17 protein-coding genes are annotated in these 12,285 nt (G+C 37.4%); 10 read left to right on the top strand and 7 right to left on the bottom strand.

Translation table 11 applies throughout. From position 1 onward, the window contains the following. Positions 1 to 74 precede the first annotated feature (74 nt). Positions 75 to 896, bottom strand: coding sequence for a protein-glutamine gamma-glutamyltransferase (locus M9R32_RS11145; protein ID WP_269926803.1), 822 nt, complete (start codon positions 894 to 896; stop codon positions 75 to 77). A 617-nt stretch (positions 897 to 1,513) separates the two neighbouring features. Here M9R32_RS11145 and M9R32_RS11140 point away from each other — a divergent pair. The 5 genes from M9R32_RS11140 to M9R32_RS11120 all read left to right on the top strand — a co-directional run bounded on the left by M9R32_RS11140 (position 1,514) and on the right by M9R32_RS11120 (position 4,209). Continuing rightward, the gene (locus M9R32_RS11140; RefSeq protein WP_269926802.1) at positions 1,514 to 1,714 is read left to right on the top strand and encodes a hypothetical protein; all 201 of its coding nucleotides are present in this window, start codon (positions 1,514 to 1,516) and stop codon (positions 1,712 to 1,714) included. 15 nt (positions 1,715 to 1,729) lie between these two features. Beyond that, entirely contained in the window at positions 1,730 to 2,281 is a 552-nt protein-coding gene (locus M9R32_RS11135) for a GNAT family N-acetyltransferase (RefSeq protein WP_269926801.1), read from the top strand. A 24-nt stretch (positions 2,282 to 2,305) separates the two neighbouring features. Further along, positions 2,306 to 3,151, top strand: coding sequence for a DUF2785 domain-containing protein (locus tag M9R32_RS11130; protein ID WP_269926800.1), 846 nt, complete (start codon positions 2,306 to 2,308; stop codon positions 3,149 to 3,151). 70 nt (positions 3,152 to 3,221) lie between these two features. Then, positions 3,222 to 3,491 (top strand): 2TM domain-containing protein, encoded by a 270-nt coding sequence (locus M9R32_RS11125; protein ID WP_269926799.1) that lies wholly within the window; start codon positions 3,222 to 3,224, stop codon positions 3,489 to 3,491. Between the two features lie 295 nt (positions 3,492 to 3,786). After that, entirely contained in the window at positions 3,787 to 4,209 is a 423-nt protein-coding gene (locus M9R32_RS11120; protein WP_269926798.1) for a hypothetical protein, read from the top strand. A 165-nt stretch (positions 4,210 to 4,374) separates the two neighbouring features. Here M9R32_RS11120 and M9R32_RS11115 read toward each other — a convergent pair whose 3' ends face one another. Together M9R32_RS11115 and M9R32_RS11110 are read right to left on the bottom strand one after the other, a co-directional pair. Continuing rightward, positions 4,375 to 5,025 (bottom strand): uridine kinase family protein, encoded by a 651-nt coding sequence (locus M9R32_RS11115; RefSeq protein ID WP_269926797.1) that lies wholly within the window; start codon positions 5,023 to 5,025, stop codon positions 4,375 to 4,377. 11 nt (positions 5,026 to 5,036) lie between these two features. Further along, entirely contained in the window at positions 5,037 to 5,672 is a 636-nt protein-coding gene (locus M9R32_RS11110) for a histidine phosphatase family protein (protein ID WP_269926796.1), read from the bottom strand. Positions 5,673 to 5,755: 83 nt separating this feature from the next. Here M9R32_RS11110 and M9R32_RS11105 point away from each other — a divergent pair, with 83 nt between their 5' ends. Then, complete coding sequence (locus M9R32_RS11105; RefSeq protein WP_269926795.1) at positions 5,756 to 6,145, top strand: hypothetical protein; 390 nt, start codon at positions 5,756 to 5,758, stop codon at positions 6,143 to 6,145. A gap of 53 nt (positions 6,146 to 6,198) precedes the next feature. On the opposite strand, the gene M9R32_RS11100 is transcribed toward M9R32_RS11105, so the two are convergent. Then, the gene (locus M9R32_RS11100; protein ID WP_269926794.1) at positions 6,199 to 6,714 is read right to left on the bottom strand and encodes a GNAT family N-acetyltransferase; all 516 of its coding nucleotides are present in this window, start codon (positions 6,712 to 6,714) and stop codon (positions 6,199 to 6,201) included. Between the two features lie 114 nt (positions 6,715 to 6,828). Here M9R32_RS11100 and M9R32_RS11095 point away from each other — a divergent pair, with 114 nt between their 5' ends. After that, positions 6,829 to 7,563 (top strand): sulfite exporter TauE/SafE family protein, encoded by a 735-nt coding sequence (locus M9R32_RS11095; protein ID WP_269926793.1) that lies wholly within the window; start codon positions 6,829 to 6,831, stop codon positions 7,561 to 7,563. 53 nt (positions 7,564 to 7,616) lie between these two features. Then, positions 7,617 to 8,048: a YkvA family protein gene (locus M9R32_RS11090; protein WP_269926792.1), complete on the top strand. Its 432-nt coding sequence runs from the start codon at positions 7,617 to 7,619 to the stop codon at positions 8,046 to 8,048. A gap of 259 nt (positions 8,049 to 8,307) precedes the next feature. Here M9R32_RS11090 and M9R32_RS11085 read toward each other — a convergent pair whose 3' ends face one another. From M9R32_RS11085 to M9R32_RS11075, 3 genes are all read right to left on the bottom strand, one after another. After that, on the bottom strand, positions 8,308 to 8,592 hold the full coding sequence (locus tag M9R32_RS11085) for a hypothetical protein (protein ID WP_269926791.1): 285 nt from the start codon (positions 8,590 to 8,592) through the stop codon (positions 8,308 to 8,310). A gap of 195 nt (positions 8,593 to 8,787) precedes the next feature. Further along, positions 8,788 to 9,087, bottom strand: a complete 300-nt coding sequence (locus M9R32_RS11080) for a hypothetical protein (protein WP_269926790.1) — start codon at positions 9,085 to 9,087, stop codon at positions 8,788 to 8,790. Between the two features lie 441 nt (positions 9,088 to 9,528). Further along, positions 9,529 to 10,245, bottom strand: coding sequence for a serine hydrolase (locus tag M9R32_RS11075; RefSeq protein WP_269926789.1), 717 nt, complete (start codon positions 10,243 to 10,245; stop codon positions 9,529 to 9,531). A gap of 176 nt (positions 10,246 to 10,421) precedes the next feature. Here M9R32_RS11075 and M9R32_RS11070 point away from each other — a divergent pair, with 176 nt between their 5' ends. Further along, positions 10,422 to 11,345: an ABC transporter ATP-binding protein gene (locus M9R32_RS11070; RefSeq protein ID WP_269926788.1), complete on the top strand. Its 924-nt coding sequence runs from the start codon at positions 10,422 to 10,424 to the stop codon at positions 11,343 to 11,345. Continuing rightward, on the top strand, positions 11,323 to 12,273 hold the full coding sequence (locus tag M9R32_RS11065; RefSeq protein ID WP_269926787.1) for an ABC transporter permease: 951 nt from the start codon (positions 11,323 to 11,325) through the stop codon (positions 12,271 to 12,273). Before M9R32_RS11070 ends, M9R32_RS11065 begins: the two co-directional genes overlap by 23 nt. Positions 12,274 to 12,285 lie beyond the last annotated feature (12 nt).

The following is a 12,285-nucleotide window of genomic DNA, read 5'->3' as shown; positions in this document are numbered from 1 at the left end:
ATGAGTGAATTGGTAGCCCTTTTGTGTTGATATACCTATATTTTTACAATTAAATAACAATTTTTTGTTCGTACTTAGATCATCATTCGATCAACTGGAATCGAGCTTTCGTTATGATGGACGATTGGGTGGAGTCTATGAACCAAATAACTAGGTTGCGACATGAAAATTTTCGCCAAATGGGTAAATGAAGGTCTTCCAATTACATTTGTCAGATAGGCAGTTTGATTTGACTCTGGCTTTCTCCTAAGATTCAGCTCATCTATAATTTTCTCAGCTGTCATGATTCCTAACCCATGACCAAAATACGTACCATCACCTAATTCAACGGCATTTTCCCCTCTCCACTGAGGGGTTTGCGGGTCGAATTCCGGGTTTTTAAAATAGATGACATCCCCAGGCAAAGATTGATATGAATAATACGGTCTTATTTGAAGTTCAGAATCATATTGCCAGCTGTATAAATAAATGTTGTTTTGAAACAATTGATTAAATAACCATTCGCCTATAGATTTTAGGACCGCATCGTAAAAAATTATGACCATTGCCGTAGCACATTCAAAAGCATATTGTTCACTGTTCAAGTAGATATCTTGAATGGCGTCCGATGGCTTTACGCCATTTTTCAACAGGAGTCCGCCGTTGCTTGTCATTTGCCAGTATTGAGGATTTGCACGGGAATTTGCAAACGTTTCAAACAGCGGATTACTTTTATGCATGGCTCTTGCACTTGCTATGATATTTTTACGTACCTTTAACTCAAACGATAATTCATCTATGGATTGATATGAGTAAACGACGGTGTGTTCGATCATTCGTTGAACAATCAATCTTTCAATACTACCAGCCGTCCACATGTCACTTTGCTGAAAGGGCATCCCCGATACTTGAATCATATTATTCCTCTTTCCAAGTTCGATTAATAATTGACATTATTCTTAGCATATTCAGGAATCATTTTTATGTGTAGCTGCCCCTACCCAACTGATATGACATTCGCACCTCTCACTTTCTTCATCGATACTTTGACAAAAGCAGCTCCTCTTTCCACGGGCTTGCGACGAGTAACCGCAGGAGTACAGCAAAGGCTACGAAGCAAAGCGATCAGCACCCGAAATCTATTGTTTTATCGGGTGAGCGGACGCTCAGTCTGACTTTTAGCGATTCACGTCTGAAAAAATGGAGACGACGTCTGAAAAAAGAGGCATCACGTCTGAAAAAACGCCAATGACGTCTGAAAAACACCAATGCTCAAGTCTCGTTAAAAGTTTCCGCACCATGCACTTTTCTTGATTCCATGAAAACAAGCACGGAGAAAAACATTTCTACTATCGTCTAGACTCTAATTTAAAACGTAAACGTAATTTCAGGTAAGTTATTTGTTCTGTTCAATATTAACGACAACAAAGCACTGCTAAATGATGCTAACTTTTGAGTGTTAATCGTCAAGGGAGAAGGAATATCCTGTATTTGTATAGAATTTACAAATGACGGTTATTAAAGGGGACAAATGATGAAGAATCGAAAAAAAGCTACACCAAAATTTCTACTAACTATGTGCTTGGTCTATGGCCTATTTGTCATTGGCCAAAGTGTACAGGTCATTTACACGCCATCTACAGTGGTCAAAGTCGTAAATTTGATTGCGATTATTTTTTTATCTGGCGCAATTGGTGCCTTTATCAGGGAAGTTTTTGTTTTGAAAAATAAATGAGAGAGGAGTTTTTTCGTGCTGAATGTGGAAATTAGAAGGCCGAATTATGGAGACATTCAAGAATTAGATCATTTTTTCAAACTCATGATTATGGATACATTTAACAAAGAAGGTATTGGGCACTTGGTGAATGAGATGAAAGAAGAAATTGAAACCAAGAAACAATTTCTTGCAGCTGATTTAGATAGTGGTGGTGAAGACAGATATTTCTTGATTGCTTTGGATGGCAATCAAATCGTTGGTTCAATTGCTTATGGTCCGGCAAATGAACTTATTTGCAAGTGCACGGATAATGCTTATGAAAATTTAACTGAGATTGGTACAGTCTTTGTCCATCCTCAATACCAAAACAATGGGATAGGGAACTTGTTGTTGAGTGAAATGTATCGTGCTTTGCAAAATAAGGGAACAGAAGAGTTTTGTTTGGACAGTGGCTATAAAACGGCACAAAAGATTTGGCAAAAGAAATATGGATCTCCTGCATATTTAATGAGTGATTTTTGGGGAGCAGGGTCTGATCATATGATTTGGAAAGTAAAACTCTCGAAAGTAGCAAGTAACGTATAAAAATTTCCTTGAAGGGATAAAAACATGCGGACACAATCAATTGAAGCACCAATCAAAGACATTGAACTCAAACAAATATTAAAAGAATACCTGAATGGTGAAATGCCTTGGGATGATAAGAGCGAATCGCATATTATCGAGGCCATGATGGAACATATCGGCTCTACAGATCCAGAACTAAGAGACAAATTAATCTATAGTTCATTCTTTCGATTAATTAATATACTGAATCACGAAAAGTTAATTGAGCTATTAGAATTAAGTTTAAGCAATTCATTTTTATATAAGGGAATCGGTGAAAATGGAACCGATACCGTTTTTACGAGAACATTTACCTCACTGTTAATTGCTCTTATTTTATATCGAGATAACCAAGATGATTTTCTTCCACAGCGTACGATTCTGAAGGTAAAAGATGCATTGATTAATTACCTGAACGAAGAGAATGATTTAAGAGGATATGTCCCGGATAAAGGATGGGCGCACAGTGTAGCCCATGTAGCAGACGCGATAGATGAATTAGTAGTGAACAAAAAATGCCCGTCGGAACTCTATCAGGAAATTTTGGAGGCGTTATGCAGAAAGATGTTCAGTTCTGCCAGTGTTTACATTCACGATGAAGACGAGCGATTGATTACCCCTCTGCAGGCCATGATCGAGCATGGACTGCCTGTGGAAGCAGTGAAATCAATCATTGATCGTCTCCCATTGAAACTAAAAGAACAAAAAGAACAGATGAATTTTGAGAATTACATGTTTTTATTAGCCAATACGAAGTCGTTTTTAAAGAGTTTTTACATCAAAAGCATCGGAAAAACGAAAATGCTTCCTCTACAAGAAAGCATTGTTACTGTATTGAATAAGATATAAGCAATTTATGATTAACGATGAAAGAAGAGCATAATATAGTCAAGAACTGTGATTTTAAGGGGAGTGACACATGGAGACCAATGAAAAGTATGTAAGGGCGAAGAAAAGAGTCGAAAATCTAAAGGCATTCTACATTCATTTAATGGTTTACGTTTTAGTGAACATCATGTTATTTACCATTAACATCATTTCGGATCCAGATAATCTATGGTTTTTCTATCCACTTGCTGGTTGGGGAATAGGTTTAACTGTACATGGTATTTCCACTCTGGCTTATGGCAAATTCGGCGCGGATTGGGAAGAACGAAAAATTAAGGAATACATGGAAGAAGGAAAGTGAATATGTAAGAAGGCATTGCTGGAACTCCGGTAATGCTTTTTGTTTGGTTATTAAATTCGTCGGAGTGGCTATGAGCATAGAACTAATTGGCTCTGTTAAAGGAAAAGGTTGATTATTAATCGATAATGAATGTGGAGAATGGATTTCCCTATAATTTCTTACTGGATATTTATGTTAAAATATATGTAATAATGTGAAAGTGTTCACTTAAACTAACGGAGCAGTTTAGTTGAACAAGGAATGATTTGTAACATATAAATTGTCTTCACGTCTAATAATTCAAGGAGGAGATTGTTTGAAAAAATTAGCTTTCATTTTTATATCACTGTTCTTCTTATTAACGGCTTGCCAAGCAAATGACCCAAGTGCAAGTACACTGGAAGATGTGCTATCTTCATTTGAAGAACAGCAATTGTCACTAATAAAAAGCAAAGTTAATAAGGACGACAATATTTTTGGAATGAAACTTAATGGGGTTAGACCTTCTGCTTATGAATTAGATGGAAAAATGTTATTAGTTTATATCTATGATTCAAATAAAGAACGAGAAGAGGGTTTGGAAGATTGGCGTGAAAAAACAGCAAGTATGGATACGGTCTCATATAAAGTGTATGAGGTTAAAAATGTGTTGCTGTTTTATGTTTATGAAGAAGAAAAACTCAATAGTGAAATAGATAGTAAAATACAAAATGTTGTGAATGGATTAAGTGAAAGTTAATTATCGTTAATTGGTATTCAACTAACGGCTGCTTTAGTGAAAAAGACATGAAAAAATGAGCTTAGAAATGCTTTTCTAGGCTCATTTTTCTATACAATATCAACCAATAACTTTAACATAGTCAATTATCTAGAAAAAAGGCTGCATCTGCAGCCAATCAACTTTTTAAAAATTTGGTAGCTCTTTTTTCATCAAGGTAAACTCTTCATTTGAGTTTTTTATAACAATATCGAAATTTGTATGGGTAGGATGCATAAATAAATCATATTGAATTCTACGCTCTTCATGAGACTGGATTAAGGAATTAATATTTGTTCCTCTTTCAGTAACATCTCGTATCCCTCTTCTACTTAACTCGGTATCACCATCAGTATATAAGTAAATTTTCAAATCGAATAAGTTTGGATTTATAAATGCCACACTCATACCTTCAACAATATTCACTTTGTTTTGTGAAGAAAGTACCGTGCTACTCATATGATTCAGACCTAATGAATAAAAATCTAAACCATCTCTTATCATATGGATGTCTCTCTCAAGAGCTGATAAATTATGAGCATCTGGATGACATGCCGTCATTTTATAATGATGATTTTCATTCTTATATTCATAATCTAAAAAGGTGTACTTCCGAATAGTAGACCCAATAATATATGGATCTGTATTTATAGTATTTACATTATTATCTCCAAGAAGTTTCCCCAGGTTATTCGCAAACGTTGTCTTTCCTGAAGCCCCATGACCTGAAATCCCGATGATTATTTTTTTATCTATATTGTTAATTAAATGAACGATTTCTTGTAATATTTTCTCCATAATTACTCCCATTATTGAACTTTTACAGGTCCTTTCGCTTCTTCCGCATGCGACATATCACCAATCATGGTCAGTTCACGTCGATCCGTATCAATTTCTAGCATGGTCAAGCTCGTTCCATGAATGAATGGGGGTTCCCACAATAAATCCAAATCGGCCACACTGAAGTGATTGATTAGGCACTTCTTAACGACCCCGTGCGTGACAATCAACACGTGACCGTCAGGATGTGCGGTTGCAATTTCTTCTACTGCGCGCAGCACACGTTCTTTCAACATATGAAAACTTTCACCAGAAGCCGATTGGTATTCACTAGGACGTTCATAGTACGTTTTGACTTGCTCTGCATAATCCCGTTCAATATCAGAAGACAGCATGCCTTGCCATTCGCCGACATTGATTTCACGTAGATTTTCTTTTTGAATAAGAGGTATATCCCGTTCCCCAATAATGAGTTGTGCGGTATGGATGGTACGTCCACTCGTGCTGCTATACACAGCATCAAGCGGAACATCTTTAAGTCGCTCACCTAACTGAGAAGCGGCAGCCATTCCGGTAGCAGTTAACGGGGAGTCTGCCCATCCTTGCATTCGGGATTGAACATTCCATTCTGTTTGACCATGTCGTGTAATATATAGAGTCAGCATCATATTCCTCATTTCTCTTATTTCGCCTAAATTGAAACTTTTCGTGAGGTTTTGCGTAGTACTTATAAAGGAGCGATACAAACATGCTAGCAATTATCGATAAATACCAAAGCATCATTATCAGCATTATTTTAGTTTTCTACATCGTCAATTCCATCTACATAGGGTCTGCGGAACTATCCTCTATATTGTTCATCCTGGTAATCCTCTTGCAAATCGTGCGTTTGCGAAAACATATAAAGCGATTATCTTTTGTCCAATTACTTGCGCTTTTTGGCATAATGGTCGCTTCACTCGTAGCACTAGTTCTGATTTTCATGAGTCTGAATCATTTAATTGGAGCGGGTATCCTGTCATTTCCTGATTGGATGATCATGGTCATTCAAATTACGTTGATCATTTTGTTTATCCTAAGCGTGAGTGGCATCATCCGAAACTTATATCAACGTTTTACTAAATCAAAAGTACAATAAAAGAGGCTGTCCTCAAAGTGAGGACCAGCTTCTTTTTTAAATTGCTTTTTAACTTACTTCATTTCAGAAACGAGCAGCCCATATAAGTGCATGTCTTGACGCTTTCCGTCGCGTTGCAAAAACTCTCGGAATGTTCCTTCGTGCTTGAAACCGAGAGATTCATAAAGTTTGATGGCACCATTGTTATAGCCGAAGACCGTCAGTTGTAAACGATGAAGGTTTAGTTCATTGAAACCATATTTCATTAACAATTGCATAGCTTCTGTGCCATATCCTTTGCCGTGAAATTGAGGTCCAAGAGCAATGGACAGCCAGCCTACGCGATGCGGCCATAAAATATCTTCGATGGCACAAACACCTAGAAATTCCTCTGAATCAATTGGTCGGACGGCAAAGCGAAAACTACGATCAGAATGCTCCATTAATTGTTCAGCATTTTTTTCTGATTCTTCACGAATAGGAGATGCGTTATAATAACGTCCAAATGATTCCAAACTGTTCCATTGTCGATAAGTTGGTAAATCTTCTTTTCTCATGGCAGTTAAACGAATTTTAGTTCCAGTAAACATCCGAATATTCCCCTTGTCATAAGTTTTTCTTATTGTACTCTATTATATCATCGTCATTTTCTTATTTCGAGACGCGAAGTACAATAAAGTTAATAAGAAAGACAGGTGATCAGGATGGATTATTTTCTACTGTATTTTATAGGAGTTACAGCTACAACAATCGGTACACTGGCAGGGGGAGGTGGACTCATCAGTTTGCCTACCATGTTACTGCTTGGAATGCCGATTCATTCAGCCATTGGGGCAAATAAAGTATCCAACACGGTAAGTTCATTCTCCAGTTTCTTTACATTGTATAAACGCAAACAAATCACGTTGAAAGACTCCCTGTGGCTGATTCCAATCAGTTTGGGTGGAGGGTTGACCGGAGGATATATTGCTTCCCAGCTCTCAGCGAGCAATTTGTATGTATTGGCGATTGTTCTCCTCGGGTTTGCGTTTGTCACATCCTTTATTGGCAAAGGTAATTTCACTGGCGAAGAACCATTGAAACTGAGTAAGGTGAGTGGACCGGGTTTATTTGGGATTGGTATTTATGATGGACTCTTTGGTCCCGGACAAGGCACGCTGATGCTTTATTTGTTCAGCTATTTGAACATTGCGTATGTAAAATCTGTAGGATTAGTTAGGTTGGCTACTTTTTCAAGTTGTTTTGGGGCAGCAATCAGCTATATTTCATCTGGTGCCATTATATGGCCGTTGACCCTTGCTTTGATGGCGGGTTCCATAACGGGTGCTCAACTAGGAGTGCGTATTGCGGAAAAATTAAAACCTCAATACGTCAAACCCATATTACGTGTCGTCACCGCTTTACTCATTTTGCAATTAGTCGTTGAAAACATCCTATAGTATCATTGAAAACTGGCTTTCGAACCGACATAATAATAAAAAGGAGTGAGAAAATGAACAAGCAAGATATTCAAGAAAACTTACTAAAAAAAGTCGATCCACAAGAGCAAATCGAGAGCTCACATGAGCATTATGATGAAGAAAAATTTTGGAATAAAATTGTGAAGTATGGTAAAAAAGCAGGAGAAAAAACAGTATACACAAGCTTGTTGCTTTATTTCACTGCTCAAAACCCAGCCGTACCGACATCTGCAAAGCTTACGATTGCAGGAGCACTTGGCTACCTAATTTTTCCGGCAGACATTCTTCCGGATTTCATTCCAGTCGTCGGATTAGCAGATGATGCAAGCGTAATTGCATATGCTTTGTATCAAGTAATTTCTCATATCGATGAACCAACGAAAAAACTAGCATACGAGAAAATGAAATCCTGGTTTGGACCAACTGACAATAATATAGATGATCTTATGCTACCGAAAAAATAAAAGAGCGGACGGGTAACGTTCAATATTGAAAAGTCTATCCGTATACAACTAAAAGAGGCACCCAGCTATACAATTGGGTACCTCTTTTTATTTTTGTTTGGCTTTGTTAAAGCTAATGTTTGATATTGTATAGAAAAATGAGCCTGGAAAAGCAATTCCAAGCTCATTTATTCTGTCTTTTTCACTAAAGTACCTGTTAGTTATACATAAAGACTTACATAATAATTACATGTTATATAAATGAAGTGACAATAAGTAATTATTTCTTACTTTTTAGTTCTAAAAGTATAGGTGTTATATTTAGTAAGATAGAAACAATTGTCAAAAACCATAATGCCCTTTCCATACCGGGTACTACATCTAATAAAGCTGACCAATCTTCTCCCTTTACCCATCCAGATACAAGACTGTATTCTGAACAAAGTGTTAAGGCTGTAAAAGATAATCCTAGCGCCATAGCAAGCTTATAATCCTTTCCTGCTATATACATATAAATATTTATAAAAGTTATTACTATTGCAATAACCCCAAATATGATCCACAAAACTATACCTCCATATTTATGTCGTGTAGTAATACTAATGTGCATCATCTCAATTTTTTGCATTACTTTTTTATTACATTAATACGTTATATATGGAAAACTATTCTCCACATTCATTAACGGTTTATAATCAAGCTTTTCCTTTAACAAAGCCTTTTGTTTCATAATTTGCATCTAATTTACGGGTCATTGCTTTTAGGGGGTATCTGGCAGAGTTGAATAGATTAACTCTCCTGATTTAGAAAACGCTTTAATGTTTCTAGGCAATTGCAATAAAGACTCACCTTTTACCTTTTTAAAGAAAAATCGATTTCCATGTGAAGTAATTATGGGCACATCCTCATCAAAAACTGTGATTTGTTGTATCTGTGGATTTATTATTTGTCCGAAATAATACACGATTTCTTTTTCTGTCGCGCCATGTGCACCCCAAGTAATATCATCATCCTCTACAGGAGGATAGTAAGTTGAAGCTAACGAACTTTCTCCGCCCATCTCATCTCGGATTTGCCATAATCCAAACCAATTCTGTTTTAATTCCCCTACAAGTACGGAATGCTGGTTTCTAAAAATCGTTAACCATTCTCCATCAATTTTTCTGAGTAGATAAACCTCCTCCGTTGCCGGAGACCATTTCTTTGTAGTTTCAAAGACATCATCGATCGTTGGTTGTTGCTGATGATTGTAGATGAGAACAGAAATAAAAAATAATGAAATTACTAATAACCCAATTATAATTCTTCTAATTGTCCGTACACCTCATTCTGTATTAAAGTCGTATTTTCCACATTCCATTCGCAATTAATGCAAGTGCAACAGCTTATGCTTGTTATCAAGTAATTACCCCTATTTTAATTGGTAATTTATGTATTCTTCATCCAGTAACGATTATCCTTCTTTACAAATGCAACCGTAAGTAGAATTCACTCTTTTACATTACAAGTCTTCCAACATATGTCCGAATTCGTGCAGCAAATCTTTCCCTGAAGAGTTACTTCCTTCAGTCAGTCCGACAAATAATCCGACTTGGCCTTTATACATAAATAACCCGACATCATGATCTACTTCATCCAGTTCGCCTGTTTTATTGAAGAAGACAAACTGGTCACTTTTGACTCCAGCAGGAACTTTGTTTTGAAACTGCTGTTTCTCCAGGATTTGAAGCATATCGCGAAAAACGGGTAAACTCACCATATGTCGCAAGCAAGCGACCATATCTCGTCCACAAGTGAAATTGTCACGACCTTCTGAGATGGCAACAAGGTCCCGCATTTCGCGACCCAATACCGTTTTCGTCATGCCAAGATGTTGAATATAGGAATTCAATCGATTCATCCCGTAACGCTTTATCAAAAGGTTGGTTGCGGTATTATCTGAAACGACCATCATAAGTACAAGCAAGTCTCGAACTGAAAAAGTTCTTGGTTGTGTAACAATGGTTTGCAGTATGCCTGATCCATCCACGATGTGTTCTGGGGAGACTTCCATCTCTTCATTTAAATCTTTTGCATAATGCATGCCGTAGATAAAAATGGGGAGCTTGATGACACTGGCAGACTTGAATAATTCATCTATATTTTTCGAATAACGAACGACTCCAACTGGATACTCCATATGTAAACAATATTTCCCGGGAAATAATCCTAACCCCATTTGAACCCACTCCTTTTCCTTAGTTTAATTCAAAAACTTTTCCAAATAAATCCTAGTGATGAAATAAAATGAAACTTACGCTAGTGTATTTCGTATTAGTTAACATGAACATTTATCTGGTTACTTCGTCTTAGTAAGTAGGTGAATGACGTCTCGTTTTAAGGAAGGTGAAAAGAGTGGAACAACAACCGATTGTTGAATTAAAGAACTTATCAAAAACAATAGGTAAAAAGAAGATTATTGATAACTTGAATCTGCAATTATTCCCCGGTCAAATTACCGGGTTTCTAGGACCCAATGGTGCTGGTAAAACAACGACCATACGTATGATGGCAGGATTGATGAAGCCAACAGGTGGAGAAGTAGTGGTGGAAGGTCAATCACTGAGTGACCACTTTGAAGAAACAATGAGCAAGGTCGGGGTTATCGTAGAAAACCCTGAAATGTACAAATACATGTCGGGGTGGAAAAACTTAGTTCATTTTGCACGTATGAACAAAAGCATCTCGAAAGAACGCATCACAGAAGTCGTCGAACAAGTGGGCATGCAAAATCGTATTCATGAAAAAGTTTCTACTTATTCACTAGGTATGCGTCAGCGTCTGGGCCTTGCACAAGCATTGTTGCATCGTCCGAAATTTTTGATTTTGGATGAGCCAACGAATGGTTTGGATCCTGCCGGTATACGTGAATTCCGTACATACTTACGTAAAATCGCTGTTGAAGATGGTGTGTCCGTATTCGTATCGAGTCACTTGCTATCCGAAATTGAATTGATGTGTGACAGGATTGCCATCATTCAAAATGGTCAACTCATTAATATACGTGAAATGAACCAAGTAGAAGAAGCGCATTATTATATCGAGGCGCAACCAGCTGAGAAGGCTAGTGAGCTATTGATAGCGCAAGGTTTATTCATTGAAGCGAGTGGTACAGGGTTCATTGCTAAAGTGGAACAAAATCAAATTCCAGCCATCATAGAGGCGATGGTATCAGCAAATCTTCAAGTGTTCGCAGTGCAACCGTTCCGCAAAACATTAGAAGATCAATTCCTCGAAATGACTGGAGGTGGCCAAATTGCTGAATCTCATAAGAAATGAATGGATGAAACTGTGGCATAAAAAAGCCACATGGATTATGGCAGGACTATTAGTCATCATTTTAATTGGAATTACAGGCATTTCAAAGTGGGCGGATGATCATACGGTTCAACCGCCAGACCAACCCACTTGGAAAGAAAACGCAGCTGAAAGGAAAGCATATTTAACAGCTGAACTTGCAAACCCAAACATTAGTGACGATACCAAAAAACAGCTTGAAGAGGAACTGACGATTACAGAATACCGTTTAACTGAAAATGTAGCGCCTTTTGAATTTAGTGATCGTGAACAAAACTTGATGGATTCCTATCAATTACTGGCCTTGGTACTTATGTTTGCAGTCATTGCGGCAGCGAGTATTGTGGCATCCGAATTTTCTCAAGGAACAATCAAAATGTTATTGAGCAGACCGGTGAAACGGTGGAAAATTTTGACGTCAAAATACGTCACATCATTGCTCTATGCATTAGCATTAACGATTATTGCCCTTATTGCGAATGTGATTGCTGGATATATATTCTTTGATGCCGCAGGAACTGGTGCATTACTGGAAGTTCGCGGTGGTGAAGTAGTGGAAATATCTTATTGGAGTCGAGTTTTAGCTTTATATGGTTTGCAATTAATGGGAATCGTGGTATTCACGACATTCGCGTTTATGATCGGAAGTGTTTTCCGTACAAGTTCACTTGCCATCGGATTATCGATTTTTCTAATGTTCATGGGTCCGAATATTGTCTATTTCCTAAGAAATTACGAATTTACAAAGTACATCATGTTTACTCATACTGATTTGACAGGGTACCTAACGGGCAATATGTTCATTCCGGGCATTACTTGGCCATTATCAGCTGCCGTGTTGACTGTATATGTTGTCTTATTCCTAGTGATCAGCTATTGGTCGTTTACAAAACGAGACGTGACAGCTTAATAATGAAAGAGT

Source organism: Paenisporosarcina quisquiliarum (assembly GCF_027563315.1).
GTDB classification, from domain to species: domain Bacteria; phylum Bacillota; class Bacilli; order Bacillales_A; family Planococcaceae; genus Paenisporosarcina; species Paenisporosarcina quisquiliarum.
The sequence above is the reverse complement of the archived record's forward strand: the minus strand, read 5'-3'. Positions and strand labels throughout refer to the sequence as shown.